Genomic DNA, 23931 nt, shown 5'->3' with positions numbered 1-23931 from the left:
CTCTTTTAGTCAATCGGTCAATTAACTCTTGAGTGCGGTCGCATGTTCGTATTATCTGCGGCTCCCATGGCAGCTCAACCCAGCCCATCCCAGGCGTCAGTGCGTCACCCGGTCGGCAAGAATCCGACCGCGGACAAGCTTTTGCTCGCGGCGAGCGAGCTGATGATCTCCAGCAACTCCATCGAGGTGTCGCTGAGTGAGATTGCCCAGCAATCGGGCGTCAATGCTGCGCTTGTGAAATATCATTTCGGCAACAAGGAAGGTCTCCTGCTGGCGCTGCTCGAACGCGACGCCGCCACAGAGATGACCAATCTGGAATTCCTGCTGGCGCAGCCGATTTCGGCCACGGCAAAACTGCGGCTGCATATCGGCGGCATCATCAAGGCCTACAACCAGTCTCCTTACATGAACCGGTTGATCCACTATTTGCTGCATGAAAGCAGCGACAAGTCGGCGGATGAAGTGTCAAAATTCTTCGTCGGGCCGCTGCTGAGCTTCCATCGCCGCCTGCTGGCCGCGGGCCACAAGGCCGGCGAATTCCGCGTGGTCGATCCCGTGCTGTTCTACACCAGCCTGATCGGCGCTTGCGACAATCTCTTCTTCAGTCGTCATGCCATGTCGCGCGCCATCGGCGTCGGCCCGGTGACGGATGATGTGTGCCGCGCCTATGTGGCGCATCTCGAAATGCTGCTGCTCGACGGCATGCTCACAAACAAGAAAGCGGGCGCCAAAGCCCGCTGATCACAGCTCAAGAAGAAACGGCCCAAGGAAACACTGCAAGACAAGAAACTTGAGGAAACGCCCAAGGAACCTAACAAAAACAACAACAAGAAGAACAAGAACAATCGGAACAGATTCCATCAAGCCTGCAGTTCAAGACCAATAAGAAACGCCCAAGGACCATTTCTTCTTTTTCTCTTCGCGACTCAACGATCCAAGAAAATACCAGAAACGCCCAAGGAAAGGCTCTTCCCATGCAGCTTAAAGACGTAGCCGTATTCATCACTGGCGGTGGCTCGGGCCTCGGCGCCGCGACCGCACACGCGATGGCCGCCAAGGGCGCCAAGGTCGCCGTGTTCGATCGCGCCGCCGACAATGCCGAGAAGGTTGCCGCCGAGATCAAGGGCGTCGCCTGCGTCGGTGACGTCACCAGCGAAGCCGATGTGAAGGCTGCGCTCGCCAAGGCTTCGGCTGCGCATGGCACCGCGCGCGTGCTGATGAACTGCGCCGGCATCGGCGGTTCGCAGCGCATCGTCGGCAAGCAGGGCGTCTATCCCCTGGACAAGTTCACCAATGTGATCATGGTGAACCTGATCGGCACCTTCAACTGCCTGCGTCTGTTCGCCGAGCAGCTCGCCACCGCAGAAGCGATCGGCGAAGAGCGCGGGGTCATCATCAACACCGCGTCGGTTGCGGCCTATGAAGGTCAGATCGGCCAGATCGCTTACTCCGCCTCGAAGGGCGGCGTCGTCGGCCTCACGCTGCCGGCAGCACGAGACCTTGCCTCGTCAAAGATCCGCGTCAACACGATTGCGCCGGGCCTGTTCCTGACGCCGCTGCTGATGGGCCTCAATGAAGAAGCCCGCGCCAGCTTGGGCGCCCAGGTGCCGCATCCGGCCCGCCTCGGCGACGCGTCGGAATACGGCAATCTCGCGGTTCACATCGTCGAGAACCCGATGCTGAACGGCGAGACGATCCGTCTCGACGGCGCGATCCGTATGGCTCCGCGGTAACCTCGTCATTGCGAGGAGCGAAGCGACGAAGCAATCCAGAGTTTCACTGAAGAAAGACTGGATTGCTTCGCTTTGCTCGCAATGACGACGGAAACAGCGATAAGCGCCTCGAATGCGCAACAAGACGGGTGAGGAGTAACACAGGTGGCATCCCCACTGCTGATCGAACATGACGACGGCGTGGACCGGGTGACGCTCAATCGCCCGGAGGCGCTCAATGCGCTCGATCCCGCGCTGATCGACGCGCTCAACGAATACTTTCAAGGCCTGCAGCGCAACCGCAAGACGCGTGTCGTCGTCCTCAAGGGCGCTGGCGCCAATTTCTGCGCCGGGCTCGATCTCAAGCATGCGATGCAATCGCGCGGCCAGAACGCGCCACGCACCGTCACCGAGTCGCTCGACAGCCAGCGCCGCATCGCCGACATCGTGATGCTGATGCGCCGCTGCCCGCAGCCGATCATCGCGCTGGTGCAGGGCGCGGCCGCCGGGGGCGGCTTTGCGCTCGCGCTCGCCGCCGACATCCGCATCGCGTCGAAATCGGCGCGCATGAACTGCGCCTTCATCAAACTCGGCCTCGGCGGCTGCGATATCGGCACCAGCTATTTCCTGCCGCGCCTCGTTGGCGTCTCCGTCGCATCCGAACTCATCCTCACCGGCCGCTTCATCCATGCGGACCGCGCGCTGGCCGTCGGCCTCGTCTCCGAGGTCGTCGCGGATGGCGAGCTCGACGCTGCCGCAGCGCCCTACATCGATGCGATGATCTCGGCGTCGCCGGTGGGCCTGCGGCTGTCGAAGGAATGCATCAACATGGCGGTGGATGCCGGCTCGATCGAAGCCGTGATCGCGATGGAAGACCGCAATCAGGTGCTGTGCAGCCGGTCGGAGGATTTCGAGGAGGGCATCCGCGCCTTCATCGAGAAACGCAAGCCGATCTACGTCACGCGCTGAGGCCAATAATGATGCCGACACGAGGTCCGAACAAGGAGACTGTGGTCGGCAAAGCCGTTCTGGGAGGAACGCAATGAACGTGCAAGCCGCGGCGCAGACAAAGCCCGCCTTCCGCAAGGTGCACTGGATGGAGCGCGACATCGCTGTCGAACGCCGTCCCGATGGCGTCATCGTCATGAAGTCGCGCGTGCCATTGATCGATTACGAGCCGCATCTCGCCGCGCCGCTGGCGAAATGGGCGAAAGAACGTCCGGATCTCACCTGGCTGGCGCAGCGCGCCGGTGACGACCGGCAGTGGCGTCGTGTCCCCTACGCCGAAGCCAAGCGCACCGTCGATGGCCTCACGCAGGCGCTGCTCGACATGAAGCTGCCCGCGGAAGGGCCGGTTGCGATCCTCTCCGGCAATTCCATCGAGCATGCGCTGATGACCATGGCGGCGATGCAGGCGCGGTTGCCGGCAGCGCCGGTCTCGCCGGCCTATTCGCTGATGAGCCAGGATCACCTTAAGCTCAAATATCTGTTCGATCTGGTGAAGCCGGCCGCCATCATGGTGCAGGATGGCCCGACCTTCCAGAAGGCGCTCGACGCGCTGGATCTCACCGGCATCAAGGTGATCCATGTCGCGCGGCCGCCGGAAGGCATTGCGAGCGTGTCCTTTGCCGACATGGCTGCGACGAAGGTCACCGCCGATGTCGAAGCCTCGATCGCGGCGATCACACCCGATACCGTTGGCAAGCTGCTGTTCACTTCCGGCTCCACCGGCATGCCGAAGGCGGTGATCAACACCCAGCGGATGATGTGCGCCAATGCCGCGCAGATGATGCAGACGCGGCCGCGCCAGCCCGATGCGCAGCCGCCGGTCTATCTCGACTGGATGCCGTGGAATCACACCATGGGCGGCAATGCGCTGTTCAATCCGCTGCTGGTCGATGGCGGCTCGCTCTATATCGATGACGGTCGGCCGATGCCGGGCATGATCGACGAGACGCTGCGCAACCTGCGCGAAATCTCACCGAGCTATTACGCCAATGTTCCCGCCGGCTATGCCGCCATCGCCGGTGCCATGGAGAAGGACGCGGCATTGGCTCAGTCGTTCTTCAAAAATATCGGTCTGATGGCTTACGGCGGCGCGCGTCTCCCTGACGATCTCTATGAGCGGATGCAGGCGCTGGCCGTGCGCACCACTGGCGAACGCATCGTGTTCTATACCGGCTGGGGCTGCACCGAGACGTCGCCGACCTCGACCGGCACCTATTGGGACACCGAGCGCGTCGGCCTGATCGGCCTGCCGTTTCCCGGCGTCGAATTGAAGATGGTGCCGGTGGATGCGAAATATGAGCTGCGCCTGCGCGGCATCAATGTGATGCCGGGTTATTACAATCAGCCCGATCTCACCAAGGCCGCCTTCGATGAAGAAGGTTTCTACAAGATCGGCGATGCCGGCGTGTTCGTTGACGACAATGATCCGGTGAAGGGCCTGATCTTCTCCGGTCGCGTGGTCGAGGATTTCAAGCTCACCACCGGCACCTTCGTCCATGTCGGCTCGCTGCGCACCGATATCATCGCGGCCGCAACGCCCGTGGTGCAGGATGCGCTGATCACCGGACAGGACCGCGAATTTATCGGCGTGCTCGCCTGGCCGAACCTGCCGGCGTGCCGGTTGCTCATCGAGCAGCCCGAAGCGAGTTTTGCCGATGTGGTAAAGCACCCAAAAGTGCTGGCTTGTTTCAAGGACGGTCTTCGCGCGCATAACGCGGCCTCGGTCGGAGCCAGCAGCCGTCGCATCGCGCGGGCGATGTTCCTCGTCGAGCCGCCGTCCATCGACGGCAACGAACTCACCGACAAGGGCTACATCAACCAGCGTGCCGGCCTCGAACGCCGTGCCGCGCAGATGGCCGAGCTTTATGCGCAGCATCCGGGTGAGGATGTGATCGTGCTGAAATGACGTCTGTAGCCCGGATGGAGCGCAGCGAAATCCGGGGACAGCCGAACTAACTGAAACGCCGGTGCCCGGATTGCGCTTCGCTTCATCCGGGCTACGAGATAACCGCTAACGCAGAGTGTACCGCCATGAACTTCGATTTCTCCGACGACCAGAAGCAGCTCCGCGACGAGGCCCGCCGCTTCCTCACCGAGAAGTGCCCGCCGAAGGCGGTGCGCGCGGTGATCGATGGTCAGGCGCCCTATGATCGCGAACTCTGGAAGGGCCTTGCCGATATGGGCTTCCTCGGCGTTGCCATTCCGGAGGCTTACGGCGGTTCGGGCGCAGGCCATCTCGAACTCTGCGTGATTGCCGAGGAAATGGGCCGCGCGCTGGCGCCGGTGCCGTTCTCCTCCACGGTCTATCTCGCTGCCGAAGCGCTTTTGTTGGCCGGCTCCGATGCGCAGAAGCAGAAGTGGTTGCCGGCCATCGCGCAGGGCCATGCGGTCGGCACGCTGGCTTTGTTCGAGGGCACCGGTAATCCGTCGCCGAAGGCAATCAAGCTCACCGCGTCGAACGGCGTGCTGAACGGCACCAAGAAGCCCGTCGCTGACGGTGCCATCGCCGATTTCGCCATCGTTGCCGCACGCACCGCGTCTACCGGCCGCGACAGCGATATCGCGCTGTTCCTGGTCGATCTCACCTCTGAGGGTGTCGAGGCCAAGGCGCTGACCTCCATCGATCCCTCGCGCAACCAGGCCGAGATCACCTTCACCAATGTCAAGGCCGAGCCGCTTGGCAACGCCGCTGAAGGCTGGAGCATCCTCTCGCAGGTGCTGGACCGCGCCGCCGTGCTGGTCGGCTTCGAGCAGGTCGGCGGCTCCGACCGCGCGCTGGAAATGGGCCGCGACTATGCGCTCGATCGTATCGCCTTCGGCCGCCAGATCGGTTCGTTCCAGGCGGTCAAGCACATGCTCGCCGACATGTATGTCTCGGCGACGCTGGCACGCTCGAATTGCTATTACGGCGCCTGGGCGCTTTCCACCAACGCCGCCGAACTCCCGGAAGCCGCCGCTGCTGCGCGCATCAGCGCCACGCAGGCGTTCCAGCATTGCTCCAAGAACAATATCCAGGTCCATGGCGGCATGGGCTTCACCTGGGAGTTCGACTGCCATCTTTATTATCGCCGCTCGAATGCGATCGCGGTCGGCCTGGGTTCGCTGAGCTATTGGGAAGACCAGCTGATCGAACGCATGCGCCAGAAGAACGCGGCTTAATCTTTTTCCCTCTCCCCTTGTGGGAGAGGGTGGCCGCGCGAAGCGCGGACGGGTGAGGGGTACCACAAACTCCGAGCCCTGCATTACCCCTCATCCGTCGCCGCTACGCGGCGCCACCTTCTCCCACCCTGCACAGCTTCGCTGTGCTTGGGGGAGAAGGAAGAAGGACCGAGACAGATGAACTTCGATGATACTCCGCAAGAAGCGGAATTTCGCGCCAAGGCGCGTGAATGGATCGCGGCCAATGCGCCGCATGAATATGCCGATGAGCTGAAGAAGGCCTCGCTCGGCCGCGTCCAGCTCAAACATGCCAATATCCTCGAGGTCGCAAAGGTCTGGCAGAAGAAGAAGGCTGATGCCGGCTGGGCGGTGCCGCACTGGCCGAAGGACTATGGCGGGCGCGGCGCATCGCCCATCGAGCGGGTGATCTGGCAGCAGGAAGAGGGCGTGTTCGGCAAGCTCGGCGCGCTCTTCATCATCGGCCAGGGCATGTGCGGCCCGACCATGATGGCCTATGCCTCGGAAGAGCATAAGCGCCATTATCTGCCGCCGCTCGCCTCCGGCGAAAAGGTCTGGTGCCAACTTTTCTCCGAGCCCGCCGGTGGCTCCGACGTGGCCGGCCTGCGCACGCGCGCGGAGAAGGACGGCGACGACTGGGTCATCAACGGCCAGAAGATCTGGACATCGGGTGCACATTATTCCGACTACGGCATCCTGATCACCCGCACCGACCCCACCGTGCCCAAGCACAAGGGCCTCACCATGTTCTTCCTGGACATGAAGAGCCCCGGCGTCGAGATCAAGCCGATCAAGCAGGCCAACGGGCAGTCCGAATTCAACGAAGTCTACTTCACAGATGTCCGCATTCCCGATCACCAGCGCCTTGGCGCGGTCGGCGATGGCTGGAATGTGTCGCTCACCACGCTGATGAATGAGCGCATGGCGATCGGCGCCGGCGTCGCGACCGGTTTCCCCGAACTGTTCGACTTCGTCAGCAACCTCACGCTGGAGGATGGCCCGGCGATCGACAATCCTGCCGTGCGCTCCAGGCTCGCAACCTACGCCGTGCGTGCGTCGGGCCTGCGCTATACAAGCTTCCGTTCGATCTCGGCGCTCTCGCGCGGCGAGCGGCCGGGGCCGGAGAATTCCATCGGCAAGCTGGTCGCCGGCGCCATGACCCAGGAGGTCGCGACCTATGCGCTCGACCTGCAGGGCGCTGCCGGTGTGCTGAACAGCCCGGAGGATGCGGAGGTCGCCGGCAAATTCCAGGCGATGCTGCTGCGCTCACCGGCGACACGCGTCGAGGGCGGCACCGACGAGATCCTGCGCAACATCATCGCGGAGCGCGTGCTGGGCCTGCCCGGGGACATCCGCGTCGACAAGGACGTGCCGTTCAACAAGATCCCCACAAGGGGACGATAGCTCCCGTAGCCCGGATGGCGCGCAGCGAAATCCGGGGACCGGCGTTTCAACAATTTCGACATTCCCGGATTGCGCTTCGCTCCATCCGGGCTACGAGAACCGAGAAAGACGAGACCGATGAATTTCGATGACACGCCGCAGGAAGCCGAATTCCGCGCCATCGCGCGCAAGTGGATCGCTGCCAATGCACCGAAGGAGCTGCATGCAGCTCTGTCCGATCCCAACGCCAAGCGCGACTCGATGCTCGGTGATTCCAAGGCCTGGCAGAAGAAGAAGGCCGAGGCCGGCTGGGCCTGCCTGCATTGGCCGAAGGAATATGGCGGTCGCGGTTCGACGCCCATCGAGCGCGTGATCTGGCAGCAGGAGGAGGGCGTCTATGACAAGCTCTCGCGCCCCTTTGCCATCGGCCAGGGCATGTGCGGCCCCACCGTGATGGCCTATGCGACCGAAGACCAGAAGCGCCAATATCTGCCGCCGCTCGCGTCAGGCGAAAAAGTCTGGTGCCAGCTGTTCTCCGAGCCCGCCGGCGGTTCCGACGTCGCGGGCCTGCGCACGCGCGCGGAGAAGGACGGCGACGACTGGATCATCAACGGCCAGAAGATCTGGACCTCCGGCGCGCATTATTCGGATTACGGCATCCTGATCACCCGCACGGATCCCAATGTGCCCAAGCACAAGGGCCTCACCATGTTCTTCCTGGACATGAAGAGCGAAGGCGTCGAGGTGAAGCCGATCAAGCAGGCCAATGGCATGCAGGAATTCAACGAGGTGTTCTTCACCAATGTGCGCATTCCGGACAGCCAGCGTCTCGGCGCCGTCGGCGATGGCTGGAACGTGTCGCTGACCACGCTGATGAATGAGCGCATGTCCATCGGCGCCCGCGTCCATACCGGTTTCCTGGAACTGTTCGACTATTGCAGCAAGCTGATGCTGGAGGATGGCCTCGCCATCAACGATCCCAATGTGCGCTCGAAGCTCGCAAGCTGGGCCGTGAAGAATTCCGGCCTGACCTATACGAGCTACCGTTCGATCTCGGCGCTGTCGAAGGGCGAACGTCCGGGGCCGGAAAATTCGATCGGCAAGCTGGTGTCGGGCATGATGATGCAGGACATCGCCATGTTCGCTGCCGATCTGCAGGGCGCCTCGGGCGCGCTGGTCGGCGAGGATGCGGAAGCGCATGGCGAATTCCAGGCGACGATCCTGAGTTCGCCCTCGATGCGCATCGCTGGCGGCACCGATGAGATTCTCCGCAACATCATCGCCGAACGCGTGCTGGGCCTGCCCGGTGACATCCGCGTCGATAAGGACGTGCCGTTCAACAAGGTGCCGACCAAGGGACGTTAACTCCGTCCCGTAGCCCGGATGGAGCGCAGCGCAATCCGGGGATGTCGAGATAGCTGAAACGCCGGACCCCGGGTTACGCTACGCTCCACCCGGGCTACGAAGAAAGACAACATGACCGACGCTATTTCCACTCTCGAAACGCTTTTCGCCGATCGCTATTCTTGCCGCGCCTACAAGGCTGATGCCGTGCCGCGCGAGGTGATCGACCGTATCCTCACCGCCGCGCAGCGCACGGCGTCGTGGTGCAACAGCCAGCCCTGGCAGGTGACGATCACGTCGGGCGAAGCCACAAAGAAGTTCCGCGACGTCCTTTATCCCGTCGCTGCATCGGGCACGCCGAGTTCAGGCGATTTCGAGTTTCCGCGTGAATATCGCGGCGTCTATCTCGACCGCCGTCGCGAGAGCGGTTTCCAGCTCTACAACACACTCGGCATCGCGCGCGGCGACAAGGCCGCCTATGCCGAACAGGCGCTGCAGAACTTCAACTTCTTCGGCGCGCCGCATGTGGCGATCATCACGTCAGATGAAGCGCTCGGCATCTACGGTGCGGTGGATTGCGGCGGCTACGTCAACAACTTCATGCTGGCCGCGCAGGCGCTCGGCATCGCCACGGTGCCGCAGGCGGCCTTGGCGTTTCATTCGGCCGTGGTGCGCAAGCACTTTGGCATGGCGGATGATCGTCGCGTGGTGTGCGGGATCTCGTTCGGCTATGCGGATGGGGCGCACAAGGTGAACAGCTATCGCACCAGCCGCGCGCAGCTCGGGGATGTCGCGACGTTTGTGGAGTGACACTCCGCTTCCCCTCTCCCCAAGCACAGCGAAGCTGTGCAGGGTGGGAGAGGGTGGATGCGCGCTTCTTAGCGCGCAGACGGGTGAGGGGTAGCCACACGCTCCGAGCCCAGCCATACCCCTCATCCGTCTCCGCTTCGCGGAGCCACCTTCTCCCACAAGGGGAGAAGGAAGAGGAGTGCCTTCGCTTGCTGTGACCCTTAAAACCGCGGCGCCCGCTTCTCCGCGAACGCTTTCGTCCCTTCCTTGATCTCGTCCCCACGCATGCTGTCGCGTGCCCGTTGATCCGCAGCGGCTTCATCCAGCTCGCCGCGGGCGAATTCGTTGATCGCCTGCTTCATGCCGCGCATCGCCAGCGGCGCGTTGCCGCCCAGCATGGTCGCCAGCCGGTCCACTTCGCCATCCAGCGCCCGCGTCGTCGCGATCGATGTCAGGTAGCCGATCCGCAGCATCTCCTGGGCGTCGATCTTCTCGGCCGTCAGGAACAGCCGTTTGGCATTGTCGGCGCCGAGCCGGCTCACATAGCGTTTGATGCCGCCTTTGTAATAGTGCAGCCCCAGCCGCGCCGCCGGCATGAACATCTCCGCGGTGTCGAGCCCGATGCGGAAATCGCAGGCCAGTGCCAGGTCGGTGGAGCCGCCATAGACGCCGCCATTGAGCCGGCAGATGGTCGGCACGCCGAGATCCTCCAGCCGGTTGGCCACCGCCTCGAACGCAGAGCCGGATGACGAGTCCGCCGGCGTGCTGGCCGCCCGGGCGGCGATGGCGGTGAGGTCGAAGCCGGCGCTGAAGGCGCGGCCGGTCCCGGTCAACACCAGCACCCGGATGGACGGGTCGGCTTCCACCCGGTCGAACAATCTCATCAACTCATCGAGATCGGACTGTGACAGCCGGTTGAGCTTGGCTGGCCGGTTCAGGCGAATGGTGGCGCGGGGACCGTCGATGGTCAGGATAGGGGCCGAATTGTCGGCGGTATCTGTCGTTTCCGACATGTTGTTATGCTCCTTCAAACGCGCGTGACGGTGCCCGTCCTGCGAGAGCGCGTCAATCTTCACGCCCGATCGTCTCATTTTCACAGGTTGCAGGACCAGCTATATTAACCCGACAGGTTATATGGCAGACGCCGCTGTCTGTGGTCATCGCTCCTTCACACGGACGGGGGACACAACAGTCGCTTTCTCAAATCCGGTTCGCGCTCATGGATGTGTCCTATCTCCATCATTTCGGCAGCGCCGCGGCCACGATCTTCGTGGTGGCGACGGCCACCATGCGGACGATGATCCCGCTGCGGGTGTTCGGCATCATGGCCAACCTGCTGCTGATCGCGATCTCGATCCCGACGCACAATTATCCGACGCTGGTGCTGCATGCCGTGCTGTTGCCGGTGAATATTTGGCGCCTGCGCCAGATGCTGCAGTTGGTGCGCGACGTGAAGAAGTCGGTGAATTCGGACCTGTCGATGGAATGGCTGAAGCCGTTCATGACCAAGCAGAAATGCAATGCCGGCGAAATCCTGTTCTACAAGGACGAGAAGGCCGACCGGATGTTCTACATTGTGTCCGGCCGCTATCGCCTCGTCGAGTCCGGCATCGAACTGCCGGTCGGCGCGCTGGTCGGCGAACTCGGCATGCTGTCGCCCATGGGAGAGCGCACGCAGACGCTGGAATGTATCGAGGCGGGCCTCGTGCTGAGCGTGACCTATGCGCAGGTGGAAGAACTCTATGTGCAGAATCCGGAATTCGGATTCTTCTTCCTGCGCCTCGCCAGCGCGCGGCTGTTCGAGAATATCGGCACGCTGGAAGCGCGGCTGTCGCAGCGCGATGCGCCGGTCACGGCCACCGTGCCTGCCGTGCAGCCCGCGTAAGGTTCAGGATTCATCGTGGCCGGCTTCACCCATGTCATTCGCTCGACCCTCGGCGAAATCGCGGGCATCAATGACGTCGCCGCGGTGGAGTATCCCGTGGGCTTGCCGGCGCCGGTGCGGGTGATCGCAGCGAACAGCGTGGCGCTCTTGATCGACTATCAGAGCCCCGCCTATGCGCAGCTCTATTGCGACCGGCTGCGCCGCTTCGTCGGCAAGCGCGGTGTCGATGATGCTATGTTTTGCGAGATCGCTCAGTTGCTGGCCGAGCGCATGAGCTATCACGATCCCATCCGCATCGCGCAATTGAAGCTGCAGGAGCCGGTGACGCCGGGCCGCAAGCCGGTAGTCGATAAACGACGCTTCCGTTTGGACGAGCTGATGTCGTCGCTGCCGGATATCGTCGGCAAGCCGGCGATGCGGCTGCTGGAGCGCATCTATTGCGCGCATCGCACGGTGCAGATCCGTTTCAGCAAAGCGAGCATCGTCGGTATCAAGCGCCTCGAATTCGAGGCGTGGTTGCGGCACTGGCGGCGCCTGTCCACGCGCTACGAGATCGAGCGCGTCTGGGTCGAGCGCTGGCTGCACATGGTCGATCGTGCGCTGACCATGCGGCCCGATGCGGTCGAGGCCGTGGTGCAATCGGCGACGATGATCGAGGGCTATGGCACCGGCTATCGCCACGGCATGGCGGCGTGGCACCAGATCATCGATGGCCTTGCCAAGCCCTGCTTCGACGGCGCGCTGGACATTGCTGATTTGTCGGGCGCGATCACCCGTGCCCGTGCGGTTCCCGCGATCCGAAGGGCGAGCAGCTGCGCAAGGCGATCGGCGAGCTTCGGCTGGCGCATTGATGGTGATCATGTTGCGGCCGTGGCAAAAGGCGCAACACGAAGCGGTGAGTTTCCTGGTTCCATGGCGTGCATTCCGGACGCCGCGGTGTCATAAATGGGGCGAGCGACCGGCGGCTGACCAGCCACCATCGTGACTGTGAGAAGGGCACTGGCGTGTTTCCTGCAATGTCGTCGTCGATTGCTTTGGGCGGGCTTGTCGGCTGGATGCTCGCGCTGACCGTGAAGCACGTGATCGCGGACTTCGTGCTGCAGAATGCCTGGCTTGCCATGGGCAAGGACCAGAAGACCGGCTGGGCGCTGCCGCTGCTCATTCATTGCGCGATCCACGGCGTTCTTACCACCGCGATCATCGCCGCCGTGCAGCCAAAGCTCTGGTTCCTCGGCCTCGTTGATTTTGCGATTCACATCACCATCGACCGATGCAAGGGATGGCTGGTGGCGCATTTCGAGATCACACAGACCTCGCGCTGGTTCTGGTGGCTGATCGGTATCGATCAGGCCCTGCATCACCTGACCGGCTTCTTCCTCGCCATCTACATCGTCGCGAACAGCTGACGCGGCAGGCAAGACCTGCGGCAATCTTGCGTCAGGCGTGTGGCGCGACTGCCATATTTACCACTGTTGCGCAAGAGTCGCACACGGCCGTTAAGGCTGTTGGTTAACCGCACGTTAGCGAATTGGACCGCATCTTCCTTATCAAGGAGAGAAGAACATGTGGTCCAGCCGTCAAGCTTTTGAGAACGATCGTTGCCCCGTCAGTGATGACATGCTGGGTGCAATGTATCGCGCGAATGAAAATGGCCTGCCCCATCTTGTTGCCAGCGTGCCCTCTGACGTCCGCGCGATGCTGGCGCTGTTCTGCTATCGCCGCAATCACATGCATGCGCTTGCGATCTCCATCGCATCGAGCTGCAATGAGCGCGATCTGATCGAGCACGGCGGCCGCGTCGGTTCCACGCTCTATGCGCTGGCCCATGAAGCACCGTCGGTGCGCAGCGTATCGGTGTCGGCCTATAGCAGCCGCAAGGCGATCACGCTGTCGACCAAGCCGCTGTCGACGATTGCACCGCTCGACGACGATCTCGATGACGAGATCGAGGTCGAGCGCGTCATCGCTTAAGGCGACCGGTCGAACTACCAGTCCGGGGCTGCCAGTATCGGCAGTCCATGGCGGCGCCGCGCCATGGCGCATTCGGGATCGCCCGGCATGCAGGTCCGGCATACATCCGGCCTGACGTCGTAGACACCGCAGGCGACGAATTCCCCCACTTTGCCCGTCAGCGCGCTACAGCGATCGCCGTCGCAGCGCATGCCTGACTGACGCTCATTCACGAATTTCGCTGGGATCAGGTCGAGCTCCGCATCATCCTCGATGGTGAAGCGCGGCCAGTTACTCGAATAGGAGCAGCAGGCGCCGCAGGCCTGGCACGGGCTCGCTTCATCGGTGGGGACAATGGTCGTCATGCCGCGCGGTTTAGCGCGATCGGGCATGTCTCGCCAGACGCTCAAGCGTCGGTCGGCGGTTCCCAGGCCAGCGTCTTGCGCCAGCGGGTGCGCAACACTTCGCGGCGTTCGGGGTATTTTTCGTCGAGATATTCCGCCGTCACGGCGCGGTCGGTGCGGAAACTGCGGAAGTCACTGCGGAGTTCGCACCAGGCGGCGAGCAGGCGCACGGCTTCGAGATAGCCCACCGCGATCGGCCAGATGATGCGCTCGCTGTCGCGGCCGGATTCGTCGCGGTAGCAGAGCCGCACTTTCTTGCCGGCGTGAATATGTGCGCGCATCTGCACCATATCGAGCGCATCGGCGCTGCCGCGGAAATGCGGCCGGGCGCGGCTCGCCGGTTCCAGCACGAAGGGGCGGAGCCGCTCCGGCACGGTGTCGGCGATCTTGGCGATCAGGTCTTTCGCTGCGGTGGCCAGCGCCGGATCGGCATGGCCCATCACCCATTGCGCGCCGAGCACGGCGGCTTCGATCTCGTCCGGTGTCAGCATCAAGGGCGGCATGTCGAAGCCGCTCTCCAGAATGTAGCCCATGCCGGCCTCGCCGCGAATCGGCACGCGCTGCCCCATCAGGGTCGCGATATCGCGGTAGATCGTGCGCTTGGACGTCTCCAGTTCGGCCGCGATGGCATCCGCCGTCAGAGGTTTCTGCGTTCGTCGCAGCACCTGGATGATCTGAAACAGGCGATCGGCGCGTCTCATGATGTCCTCGTTGCACACTGCTGACAGCATGTTGGCAGCAGGGGTTCGTCATACAGGAGCCAACCATGAAAACGGAAGGATTCCTGCGATGAACGCATTCGAAAGCCTGGGCTTTCCCCAAGACGACCGGCTCTGGCGCCTGCGCGTCTGGCTGCTGGAGCGCGCCATTGTCCTCATGGCCGGCGACTGGCGCTGGGCCTTGTTCGGCATGGCCTGCCGGACGGTGTCCGCTGCGCTGGTACAGGCGCGGCTCTGGATAGGCTCCAGCCGCTGCTGACACCACGGTGGCAGCAGCGCTCCTCTAGACACACGAACCACTACCAACGGGAGAATGACATGATCACGCTGCACGGCGCAGGCGCGGGCTTTGGCCTGCCGGAAATCAGCCCTTTCGTCACCAAGACCGAGGTCCAGCTCAAAATGGCGGGGCTGGCTTACACCAAGCAACCATCGCGGCCGACCGATTCACCGAAAGGCCAACTGCCATTCATCGACGACGGCGCCGAGGTGATCGCCGATTCCACGTTCATCCGCGCGCATCTCGAGCGCAAATACGGCGTGGATTTCGATGAAGGCCTCGATCTCGTACAGCGCGCGCAGGCCTGGGCCATCGAGCGCATGCTGGAAAACCAGCTTTGCCTCGCGCTTGTCGGTGCGCGCTGGCTCGATGACACGAATTTCGCCAAGGGGCCGGCGCGGTTCTTCGACATTGTGCCGGAGGTGCAGCGCCTGGGTGTGTGCGCAGCCGTGCGTGCGCAGGTCGCGCAGAACTATCTGGCCAATGGTCTCGGCCGGCATACCCCCGAAGAAGCGCTCGAACTCGCAAGCCGCTCGCTGATGGCGCTGTCGCTGCTGCTCGCGGCAAAACCCTATCTGATGGGGGAACGTCCGTGCGGCGTCGATGCCACCGCTTTTGCGATCCTGGCCGGCATCATGACGCCGTATTTCGAATCGCCGTTGCGCGTCCGGTTGCTGCATTTCGGCAATCTCACCGCCTATGTGGATCGCATGATGACGGAGTTCTATCCGGAGCACGTATGGCAGCGTCAGGCCGAAGCGGCGTGACGCTCTCTCACTGTCATCGCCCGGCCTTGCGCGCAATTCCGCGCCGGGACCGGGCGATCCAGCACACACTACTGCTTACGAGTTTACTGGATCACCCGGTCAAGCCGGGTGACGACAAGGTTTGCTTCAAGCTGGCCAATTCAGCTTCCAATTCCGCAATCCTCGCATCCCGCATGGCGACTGCCTGCGCGACATCCGCCGCGTCAAACTTCTGCGGAATGTGTTGCGGACAATTGGTGTCCCATGCGGACACGGTGAACAGGATCACCTGCTCGGGCCGCGCGCGATAACCCTTCGGCATCATCGACGTAATCAAGGCTGGATCATCCTCGATCACCTTCGCCGTGCCCCAGATCTTCACCCGGCGGCGGTGCACATAGTCCATGATGAAGATATTGGCCTTCGGATTCTCGGTCAGATTTCCTTGCGTGATATATTGCCGGTTGCCGCTGAAATCGGCGAAGGCGATCGTGTTCTTGTCGAGCACTTTGACAAAGCCCTTGGGGCCGCCGCGGTGCTGCATATAGGGCTGGCCGTCTGCGCTCGCCGTGGCGAGATAGAAACTGTTGGTGTGGGCGAGGAATTCGGCGAGGTTGTCGTCGATCTCGCTGCGCCAGCCGCCGCTCTCTTCCACATGGGCATAGGATTCCCGCGAGCCCTTGCGGGCCTGGATCGCCTTGACGGCGGGCGTGAAGGCGACGTCGCTGGAATAGACATGGGTGTCGGACATCGGAGCCACCTTTCATCTGATGGTGACAAGATGGGGCCTGTCCGCGCCCGGAACAATTGTCGCAACTCGCACGACATCATTTCGATGGATGAAATAATGCCGGGGCTGGCTGCAAGCCGCCTGCGGTTCAGGGCTACGGCTTGGCCGTCACCACGCTGAATGTGGCATTCGCTCGTGCACAGGGCACGCCATCGGCGGTGATCAGGGCTTGCGCAAAACAGAGCCGGCTCCCGGTCTTCACCACATCGGTCACGATCTCCAGCCACTGGCCGACTTTTGCAGGGCCCAGAAAATCGGCGGAGAGATTCACGGTCACGAGCCGCGTGCCGCCGCCGGCAACATGGCCGCAGCTCAGGCCCATGGCATTGTCGGCGAGGGCGGTGATCAATCCGCCATGCGCCATGCCGCGCGAATTGGTGTGCGCCTCGGCGATGCGCAGGCCGAGGATAACGGCGGCGTCGGTGGTGCGGGAATAGATCGGCTCCCACGGCGCGGTGAGCGGGCTCTTGCGGGTGTGGGGCGCGAAGCCTTCGGGGATGGTGTCGGTCATTCGCGTAGTTTGTGGGTAAACGCGCGTGAAGGACAGGCCAACAAAGTTTCAAACGGGAATGATAGGGCGTAGCCCGGATGGAGCGGAGCGCAATCCGGGGACCGGCGATATGCGGAGGCTCTGAATCCCGGATTACGCTGCGCTCCATCCGGGCTACGATCGAGCCTAATACGGCAGCCCCACATAATTCTCCGCCAGCGATGCGCGGGCCATGTCGGAATGCACGACGTAGTCCAGCTCGGCCTGCTGCAGCTTGGTGCCGAAGCCGTCGGCATCGGGGAAGCGGTGCATCATCGAGGTCATCCACCACGAGAAGCGGACAGCCTTCCACACGCGCTTCAGCGCCGTCGCGGAATAGTTATCGAGGCCAGCTGATGACTTGTCGTCGTAATATTCGCGCAGGGCCATCGACAGGTAATGCACATCGGACGCTGCGAGGTTGAGCCCCTTGGCGCCGGTGGGTGGCACGATATGCGCGGCATCGCCGGCCAGGAACAGTTTTCCGAACCGCATCGGCTCCGCCACGAAACTGCGCAGCGGCGCGATGCTCTTTTCCAGCGACGGGCCGGTGACGAGGCTTTCGGCGGCTTCGGTGTCGAGGCGCCGGCGCAGCTCGTCCCAGAACATGTCGTCGGTCCAGTTCTCGACCTTCTCGTCGAGCGAACACTGCACATAATAGCGGCTGCGGGTCGGCGAGCGCATCGAGCAAAGCGCGAAACCGCGGCTGTGATTGGTGTAGATCAGCTCCGGCGACACCGGCGGCGTGTCCGATAGCAGGCCGAGCCAGCCGAACGGGTAGACGCGCTCGTAGGTCTGCACGGCAGAGGCGGGGATGGCTTGCCGGCTTGCGCCATGAAAACCGTCGCATCCGGCGATGAAATCGCAGGCGATCTCATGGGTGACGCCGTCTTTCTGGTAGCGGACGCGCGGCGTCGCGCCGTCGAAATCATGCAGCGAGACATTGTCGGCATCGTAGACGGTGGTGAGGCCAGCCTTTTCGCGCGCATCCATCAGGTCGCGCGTCACTTCGGTCTGGCCGTAGACGGTGACGACCTTGCCGCCGGAGGCCGCTTTCAGATCGATGCGATGGCGAACGCCGCCGAACAGCAGTTCGATGCCGTCATGGATCAGGCCTTCATGATGCAGGCGCTCGGTGATCCCGAGATTTTCCAGCAGGCCGACTGTGCCTTGTTCGAGCACGCCCGCGCGGATCCGCGCCAGCACATAGTCGCGGTCCTTGCGCTCGAGAATGATGTTGTCGATGCCATAGGAATGCAAGAGTTGTCCAAGCAGCATGCCTGCCGGACCGGCACCGATGATCGCTACTTTGGTTCGCACCACTTGCTCCCGTCATCCTTTTGTCGCGCACTTGCCGAAAAACGCTCTCCACTTTCCGGCGGCATGCTCTGTGTGTCAGTCCCTCGACTAAGTTGACAAGTCAAGCGCGCTGGCGAGACTGACATCCGTCAAGCTTGCAAAGATGGTTATGACGTATAACAATATTCACCAAGGACCGTTCAAGGTCCAGTGAAATGCCGGTCGGACAATGAGCTGATCGGACACAGAGGGAGAGACGTCGATGAGGAAGACGCTGATGGCGTTGCTCGCGGCCGGCTGTCTATTGCCGATCGCCGCGCAAGCGCAGGACAAGACCGTCAATTTGAAAGTATCGCTGTGGGTTCCGCCGGCGCATCCGCTGGTGCCGGCGACGCAGGCCTGGGCTGCCGATATCGAGAAGGCGTCGGGCGGCAGCATCAAGCTGTCGGTGTTTCCCTCGGAGCAGCTCGGCAAGGCGTTCGACCATTACGACATGGCGCGCGACGGCATTGCCGACGTCACTTACGTGAATCCGGGCTATCAGCCGGGCCGCTTCCCGATTGCTGCGGCCGGCCAGATTCCCTTCGTGTTCAATGAAGGCAAGAAGGGCACGCAGGCCTTCAACGAGTGGTACCAGAAATACGCCAAGACGGAGATGAAGGACACCAAGCTCTGCTTCGCCTTCATCCATGCACCCGGTTCCGTTCACAGCAAGAAGAAGATAGTGGTGCCCGATGATCTCAAGGGCGCAAAGGTGCGCCCGGCGCAGAGCACGATCGGCGAAATGGTCAAACTGTTCGGCGGCACCAATGTGCAGGCCTCGGCGCCGGAATCTCGCGACGCAATCGAGCGCGGCGTGGCCGATGCGATCTTCTTCCCGTGGGGCTCGATCTTCCTGTTCGGCATCGACAAGGTGGTGAAGTATCACATCGACGCGCCGCTCTATTCGACGGTGTTCACCTACAACATCAACCTCGCCAAATATAATTCGATGTCGCCGGCGCAGAAGAAGATTATCGACGATCACTGCTCGCCGGAATGGGCGGCGAAGGTGACCGATCCGTGGGTGGATTATGAATTCGCCGGTGTCGCCAAGATGAAGGCGCTGCCGGATCATGAAGTCTATCCGCTGACGCCGGAGCAGCTCGCTGCCTGGAAGAAGGGCGTCGAGCCACTGCATGCGGCCTGGGCAGCCGCGGTGAAGAAGGCCGGCGGCGATGCGGATGCCATCGATGCGGAGCTGAAGGCCTCGCTTAAGAAGCATAATGCGGGGCTGTGAGCCCTAGGCATTGACCTCTCACCACGTCATGGCCGGGCCTGTCCCGGCCATCCACGACTTCTTCTCCGTCGCTCAAGACGTGGATGCCCGGCACAAGGCCGGGCATGACGGCTGAGTGAGATGAGCCCTCGCCCTCGGAAATGCGATCGCAATGACCTCCACTCCCGAAGTCACCGCCGACGGCGCGCTTACCGGACCGCCCGAGCCGCGCAAGAAAAATGCGATGGATCGCTTCATCGATTCCATCGAATGGATCGCCGCGTTCTTTGTCGGCATCGTCGCCCTGAACACCTTCATTGCCGTGTTCATGCGCAAATTCTTCGCGGTGACGATCCCCGATTACTACAATGTCGGCCAGTTCATGCTTGGCGTGCTGATCTTCTGGGGCATCGCGGCGACCTCCTATCGCGGCTCGCACATCACCGTCGATCTGGTCTGGGCCAATGCCACGCCGAAATATCAACGCTGGATCGACGTGTTCGCGACGCTTGTGTTGCTGTTCGTCGTCACGGTGCAGACCTACACGCTGTTCGACAAGGTGGTGGACACCTATAACAGCGGCCTCGTCACCATGGACCTGCAATTGCCGGTGTGGCCGTTCTTCCTGCTGTCCTGGATCGGTGACGGGGCCGCCGTGCTCCTGATCGCCATCCGCACCTATCGGCTCGTGATGCATCCGGAAGAGATGCACGAGCCCAAGATCAAGACCGCGGAGTAACGGGGCCATGGAATTGAGCAATGAAGCGGTCGCGGTCATCGGCTTTGTCAGCCTGTTCGTGCTGATGCTGCTGCGCGTGCCGGTGGGCATGGCCATGGGCCTCGTGGGCATCACGGGATTCGGCTACATCACCGGCTTTCAGCCTGCGCTGAAACTGGTGGGCCAGACCACCATGCGCACGGTGACGGATTATTCCTTCGGCGTGATCCCGATGTTTTTGCTAATGGGCGCCTTCGTCTCGGTGTCCGGCATCAGCCGCGAACTGTTTCGCGCGGCGAATACGTTTGTGGGACACTGGAAGGGCGGCCTCGGCATCGCCACCATCGCGGCCTGCGGCGGCTTTGCGGCGATCTCCGGCTCGTCGGTGGCGACGGCGGCGACCTTCTCCGCGGTGGCCTATCCCGAGATGCGGCGGCACAATTATCCGCAGTCATTTGCCACCGGCGTCATCGCCGTGGGCGGCACGCTCGGCGCCATGCTGCCGCCGTCAACGGTGCTGGCGGTCTATGGCATCATTACCCAGCAGGATATCGGCAAACTGTTCATCGCCGGCATCGTGCCGGGCCTGCTGGCCATCGTGATGCACATGATCACCATCGCCATCATCGGCGTGGTGAAGCCGGGCTTCCTGCCCGAAGGCCCGAAGGCCAACTGGCGCGAACGCGCCACCGCGATCCGCGATGTGTGGTCGCCGCTGCTGCTGTTCGTGTTCGTGATCGGCGGGCTCTATGGCGGCTTCTTCATTCCGACCGAAGCCGGCGCGGTCGGTGCTGTCGGCGCGTTCCTGATCGGCGTGATGCGCGGCAAGCTGAACAAGGAAGGCATCCTGCAATCGCTCCTGCAGGCGACGCGCACCGCGGCGGCAGTGTTCACCGTGCTGATCGGCGCGCTGTGTTTCGGCTATTTCCTCACGGTGACGCAGACCCCGCAGCATGTGACCGAGTTTCTCACCGGCCTCGGCATTGGGCCTTACGGCGTGTTGGCGCTGATCCTCTTGATGTATCTCGTGCTCGGCTGCCTGATGGATGCCATGGCGATGGTGATTCTCACGGTGCCGATCGTGTTTCCGGTGATCCAGGCGCTTGGCTTCGATCCGATCTGGTTCGGCATCATCATCGTGATGACCGTCGAACTCGGCCTGATCCATCCGCCGGTAGGGATGAATGTCTTCGTCATCAAGAGCGTGATCAAGGACGTCACCATGTCGACCATCTTCAAGGGCGTGCTGCCCTTCGTGGCGACGGACCTGATCCGGCTGGTGCTGTTGATCCTGTTCCCGATCATCGCCACGTGGTTGCCGATGCGAATGATGGGGTGAGACGATGAGCGTGCCCGAACTCAAGACGAAGTATGTGTTCAGCCTCGCGATCCAGGTCGGCAAGCCCGTGGTGGCCGGCGATCTCGGCTATGGCACCCGCCGTGTGATCCCCGTGCTTGGCGGCACGGTGACAGGCGAGGGCGTCAACGGCGCGATCCATCAGGGTGGCGCCGATTTCCAGATCATCCGCCCGGACGGTTTTACGGAGCTGGAGGCGAAATACACGTTCGAGCTCGATGGCGGCGCGGTGATCTATATCGCCAATTACGGCATCCGGTTCGGGCCGAAAGAAGCGCTGGATCGCATCGCGCGCGGCGAGATTGTCGATCCCCGCCTGATCTATTTCCGCTCGGTGCCGAAATTCGAGACCGCGCATCCCGATTATCGCTGGCTGATGCAGAACCTGTTTATCGGCGTCGGCGCAAGGCATCCCGATCGCGTGGAGCTTGCAGTGCATCAGGTGCTGTAGAGCGCCGTCGTGGCCGGGCTTGTCCCGGCCATCCACGTCTTTTGACGTTCGCAGCAAGACGTGGATACGCGGGACAAGCCCGCGCATGACGGAGTGTAGTGTCAGCTTACTTTCACCCCAATTTCTGTAGTCTACTCCCCATCGACCGGAAACATCCGGCGAACACAGGGAGGCGACGATGTTGAGAGCAGCTTTGCTTGGAAGTGCCGTATCGCTTGTGATGGCCATGCCCGCGCTGGCGCAGGACTGGACCAAATCGAAATGGGGCCCGAATGACGAAATCGGCGCCGCCAACTACATCACCCCCGAACGCGTGAAGGCTGCGGCGCAACTGGTGAAGACCGGCAAGACCTATGCGCTCGGCATTCCCGTTGGCGCCGATACGCCCGCTTATCCGCCGCGCTCGGTGAAGGTCACCGTGGTGCAGCCCGGCCAGGCCGGCAATCACGGCATCGGGCCGAACCAGGCGACCTATAATGACGACATGATCACCGGCTGGGTCGGTGTCGGCAGCCAGATGGATGGACTTGGCCATCTCGGCGTCGATCACGTCTATTACAACGGCAACAAGATCGCTGACTTCGGCGATGTCTCGGGCCTGAAGAAGCTCGGCATCGACAAGGTGCCGCCGCTGGTGGCGCGCGGCGTTCTGATCGACATGGCGGCCTACTACAAGACCGATGTCGTCAAGGAAGGCACCGCCTTCAATACGAAGGAGATCGAGGAAGCCGCCAAGGCGCAGGGCGTCGAGATCAGGGAAGGCGATGTGGTGCTGTTCCACACCGGCTGGCTCAGCCTGCTCGGCAAGGACGACAAGCGCTACAATGGCGGCGAGCCCGGCCTCGGCGTCGAGGGCGCGAAATATCTGACCAGCAAGGGTGTGGTTGCCGTCGGCGCGGATACCTGGGGTGTCGAGGTGGTGCCGTTCGAGAAGAACACCGTGTTCGAGGTGCACCAGATCCTGCTGGCGATGAACGGGACCTATATCCTGGAGAACATGGACACGTCCGAACTCGCCAAGGACAAGGGCTATGAGTTCATGTTCGTGCTCGGCCAGCCGCGGTTTAAAGGCGGCGTGCAGAGCATGATCAATCCAGTGGCGATCAGGTAGAGACAATCTGTAGCCCGGATGGAGCGAAGCGTAATCCGGGGCCAGCCGACCAATTGAAACGCCGGTCCCCGGGTTATGCTGCGCTTCACCCGGGCTACCCGCTTCTAGTTGACACACACACAATCCGTTATAGTCTATAATTATTCTTCCCAAGACTTATTCGGTGCCGATGACCCAAGCCGCTGCTACCGCGACCGCCGCTTCCCTGCTCCAGATCGAAACCCGTGGCCGGTTGCTGCTGGTCGGCCTGAACCGCCCCGCCAAGCGTAATGCGCTCAATGACGGGATCATCCTGGAGATCGAGCAGGTCTTTCAAGCGCTGCCGTCGGACATCGGCGCCGTCGTGATCCATGGCATCGGCGGGCATTTCTCGGCCGGCCTCGATCTCTCGGAACTGCAGGAGCGCGATGCCACCGCGGGGCTGATGCATTCGCGCATGTGGCACCGCGTATTCGACCTGATCCAGCAGGCCCGCGTGCCTGTCATCGCAGCACTTCAGGGCGCCGTGATCGGCGGCGGGCTGGAGCTTGCCTGCGCCGCCCATATCCGCGTTGCCGATCCTTCCGCCTATTATGCGTTGCCCGAAGGCAGCCGCGGCATCTTTGTCGGTGGCGGCGCCTCGATGCGGCTGCCGCGGCTGATCGGCGTGCACCGGATGGCCGACATGATGCTCACCGGCCGCGTCTACAAGTCGGAGGAGGGCGTCGCGCTCGGCTTCGCGCAGTACCTGACGGACGCCGATGGTGCGCTTACCAAGGCGCTCGAACTCGCCGAGCGCGTGGCGCAGAATGCGCCGCTGACGAATTTCGCCGTGCTGCAGGCGCTGCCGCTGATCGCCGAAGCCAGCCCGCAGACCGGGCTGATGCTGGAATCGCTGATGGCCTCGGTGGCGCAGAGCGATCAGGAGGCGAAGAACCGCATCCGCGATTTTCTGGAGAGGAAGGTCGGCAAGGTGAAATCCGAATGACAACTACCGTCATTGCGAGCGCAGCGAAGCAATCCAGTCTTTCTTCACGTGGCT

General features: G+C 62.5%; 26 protein-coding genes. 20 read left to right on the top strand and 6 right to left on the bottom strand.

Translation table 11 applies throughout. The features are described 5' to 3' along the window. Window positions 1-66: 66 nt before the first annotated feature. The 8 genes from RPMA_RS24030 (at window position 67) to RPMA_RS23995 (ending at window position 9434) form a co-directional block, all read left to right on the top strand. On the top strand, window positions 67-741 hold the full coding sequence (locus tag RPMA_RS24030) for a TetR family transcriptional regulator (RefSeq protein ID WP_211910168.1): 675 nt from the start codon (window positions 67-69) through the stop codon (window positions 739-741). A 233-nt stretch (window positions 742-974) separates the two neighbouring features. Further along, entirely contained in the window at window positions 975-1733 is a 759-nt protein-coding gene (locus tag RPMA_RS24025; RefSeq protein WP_211910167.1) for an SDR family NAD(P)-dependent oxidoreductase, read from the top strand. 144 nt (window positions 1734-1877) lie between these two features. Beyond that, window positions 1878-2681: an enoyl-CoA hydratase/isomerase family protein gene (locus RPMA_RS24020; RefSeq protein ID WP_211910166.1), complete on the top strand. Its 804-nt coding sequence runs from the start codon at window positions 1878-1880 to the stop codon at window positions 2679-2681. 73 nt (window positions 2682-2754) lie between these two features. Continuing rightward, window positions 2755-4626, top strand: a complete 1872-nt coding sequence (locus RPMA_RS24015; RefSeq protein WP_211910165.1) for an AMP-binding protein — start codon at window positions 2755-2757, stop codon at window positions 4624-4626. Between the two features lie 125 nt (window positions 4627-4751). Next, a complete protein-coding gene (locus RPMA_RS24010; RefSeq protein ID WP_211910164.1) occupies window positions 4752-5879 on the top strand; it encodes an acyl-CoA dehydrogenase family protein in 1128 nt (375 codons plus the stop codon). A 177-nt stretch (window positions 5880-6056) separates the two neighbouring features. After that, entirely contained in the window at window positions 6057-7301 is a 1245-nt protein-coding gene (locus RPMA_RS24005) for an acyl-CoA dehydrogenase (protein ID WP_211910163.1), read from the top strand. A 117-nt stretch (window positions 7302-7418) separates the two neighbouring features. Next, window positions 7419-8645, top strand: coding sequence for an acyl-CoA dehydrogenase (locus RPMA_RS24000; RefSeq protein ID WP_211910162.1), 1227 nt, complete (start codon window positions 7419-7421; stop codon window positions 8643-8645). A gap of 111 nt (window positions 8646-8756) precedes the next feature. Then, window positions 8757-9434, top strand: coding sequence for a nitroreductase (locus tag RPMA_RS23995; protein WP_211910161.1), 678 nt, complete (start codon window positions 8757-8759; stop codon window positions 9432-9434). A 200-nt stretch (window positions 9435-9634) separates the two neighbouring features. Here the strand turns inward: RPMA_RS23995 and RPMA_RS23990 are convergent, their stop codons facing one another. Continuing rightward, on the bottom strand, window positions 9635-10426 hold the full coding sequence (locus RPMA_RS23990) for an enoyl-CoA hydratase/isomerase family protein (protein WP_211910160.1): 792 nt from the start codon (window positions 10424-10426) through the stop codon (window positions 9635-9637). Window positions 10427-10632: 206 nt separating this feature from the next. On the opposite strand from RPMA_RS23990, the gene RPMA_RS23985 reads away from it, so the two are divergent. The 4 genes from RPMA_RS23985 to RPMA_RS23970 all read left to right on the top strand — a co-directional run bounded on the left by RPMA_RS23985 (window position 10633) and on the right by RPMA_RS23970 (window position 13269). Continuing rightward, window positions 10633-11298 (top strand): Crp/Fnr family transcriptional regulator, encoded by a 666-nt coding sequence (locus tag RPMA_RS23985; protein WP_211910159.1) that lies wholly within the window; start codon window positions 10633-10635, stop codon window positions 11296-11298. Between the two features lie 15 nt (window positions 11299-11313). Further along, a complete protein-coding gene (locus RPMA_RS23980) occupies window positions 11314-12243 on the top strand; it encodes a DUF6537 domain-containing protein (RefSeq protein WP_211910158.1) in 930 nt (309 codons plus the stop codon). 71 nt (window positions 12244-12314) lie between these two features. After that, window positions 12315-12704: a DUF3307 domain-containing protein gene (locus RPMA_RS23975; protein WP_211910157.1), complete on the top strand. Its 390-nt coding sequence runs from the start codon at window positions 12315-12317 to the stop codon at window positions 12702-12704. 157 nt (window positions 12705-12861) lie between these two features. Next, on the top strand, window positions 12862-13269 hold the full coding sequence (locus RPMA_RS23970) for a hypothetical protein (protein WP_211910156.1): 408 nt from the start codon (window positions 12862-12864) through the stop codon (window positions 13267-13269). Between the two features lie 14 nt (window positions 13270-13283). On the opposite strand, the gene RPMA_RS23965 is transcribed toward RPMA_RS23970, so the two are convergent. Continuing rightward, on the bottom strand, window positions 13284-13640 hold the full coding sequence (locus RPMA_RS23965) for a YkgJ family cysteine cluster protein (protein ID WP_408056466.1): 357 nt from the start codon (window positions 13638-13640) through the stop codon (window positions 13284-13286). Between the two features lie 14 nt (window positions 13641-13654). After that, complete coding sequence (locus RPMA_RS23960) at window positions 13655-14353, bottom strand: helix-turn-helix transcriptional regulator (RefSeq protein WP_211910155.1); 699 nt, start codon at window positions 14351-14353, stop codon at window positions 13655-13657. Between the two features lie 88 nt (window positions 14354-14441). On the opposite strand from RPMA_RS23960, the gene RPMA_RS23955 reads away from it, so the two are divergent. Both RPMA_RS23955 and RPMA_RS23950 read left to right on the top strand, forming a co-directional pair. Next, complete coding sequence (locus RPMA_RS23955; protein WP_211910154.1) at window positions 14442-14630, top strand: hypothetical protein; 189 nt, start codon at window positions 14442-14444, stop codon at window positions 14628-14630. A 59-nt stretch (window positions 14631-14689) separates the two neighbouring features. Continuing rightward, complete coding sequence (locus RPMA_RS23950; protein ID WP_211910153.1) at window positions 14690-15418, top strand: glutathione S-transferase family protein; 729 nt, start codon at window positions 14690-14692, stop codon at window positions 15416-15418. A gap of 91 nt (window positions 15419-15509) precedes the next feature. On the opposite strand, the gene RPMA_RS23945 is transcribed toward RPMA_RS23950, so the two are convergent. From RPMA_RS23945 to pobA, 3 genes are all read right to left on the bottom strand, one after another. Continuing rightward, window positions 15510-16148: a pyridoxamine 5'-phosphate oxidase family protein gene (locus RPMA_RS23945; protein WP_211910152.1), complete on the bottom strand. Its 639-nt coding sequence runs from the start codon at window positions 16146-16148 to the stop codon at window positions 15510-15512. A gap of 133 nt (window positions 16149-16281) precedes the next feature. Then, entirely contained in the window at window positions 16282-16698 is a 417-nt protein-coding gene (locus tag RPMA_RS23940) for a PaaI family thioesterase (RefSeq protein WP_211910151.1), read from the bottom strand. Between the two features lie 165 nt (window positions 16699-16863). Continuing rightward, window positions 16864-18036 carry a 4-hydroxybenzoate 3-monooxygenase gene (gene pobA / locus RPMA_RS23935; RefSeq protein WP_211910150.1) on the bottom strand — a complete coding sequence of 391 codons (1173 nt, stop codon included), beginning with the start codon at window positions 18034-18036 and terminating at the stop codon, window positions 16864-16866. 241 nt (window positions 18037-18277) lie between these two features. On the opposite strand from pobA, the gene RPMA_RS23930 reads away from it, so the two are divergent. From RPMA_RS23930 to RPMA_RS23905, 6 genes are all read left to right on the top strand, one after another. Beyond that, window positions 18278-19294: a TRAP transporter substrate-binding protein gene (locus RPMA_RS23930; RefSeq protein ID WP_211910149.1), complete on the top strand. Its 1017-nt coding sequence runs from the start codon at window positions 18278-18280 to the stop codon at window positions 19292-19294. A 151-nt stretch (window positions 19295-19445) separates the two neighbouring features. Then, a complete protein-coding gene (locus tag RPMA_RS23925) occupies window positions 19446-20012 on the top strand; it encodes a TRAP transporter small permease (RefSeq protein WP_211910148.1) in 567 nt (188 codons plus the stop codon). A gap of 13 nt (window positions 20013-20025) precedes the next feature. After that, a complete protein-coding gene (locus RPMA_RS23920) occupies window positions 20026-21330 on the top strand; it encodes a TRAP transporter large permease (protein ID WP_211913802.1) in 1305 nt (434 codons plus the stop codon). Window positions 21331-21334: 4 nt separating this feature from the next. Further along, the gene (locus RPMA_RS23915; RefSeq protein WP_211910147.1) at window positions 21335-21799 is read left to right on the top strand and encodes a DUF3237 domain-containing protein; all 465 of its coding nucleotides are present in this window, start codon (window positions 21335-21337) and stop codon (window positions 21797-21799) included. A gap of 178 nt (window positions 21800-21977) precedes the next feature. Beyond that, window positions 21978-22910 carry a cyclase family protein gene (locus RPMA_RS23910; RefSeq protein WP_211910146.1) on the top strand — a complete coding sequence of 311 codons (933 nt, stop codon included), beginning with the start codon at window positions 21978-21980 and terminating at the stop codon, window positions 22908-22910. Window positions 22911-23079: 169 nt separating this feature from the next. Beyond that, window positions 23080-23877 carry a crotonase/enoyl-CoA hydratase family protein gene (locus RPMA_RS23905; protein WP_211913801.1) on the top strand — a complete coding sequence of 266 codons (798 nt, stop codon included), beginning with the start codon at window positions 23080-23082 and terminating at the stop codon, window positions 23875-23877. The last annotated feature ends 54 nt before the right edge of the window (window positions 23878-23931 follow it).

Origin of the sequence: Tardiphaga alba, from assembly GCF_018279705.1 — a bacterium.
In the GTDB taxonomy this organism is placed as follows: domain Bacteria; phylum Pseudomonadota; class Alphaproteobacteria; order Rhizobiales; family Xanthobacteraceae; genus Tardiphaga; species Tardiphaga alba.
This window is presented reverse-complemented; position numbering and strand designations above follow the sequence as displayed.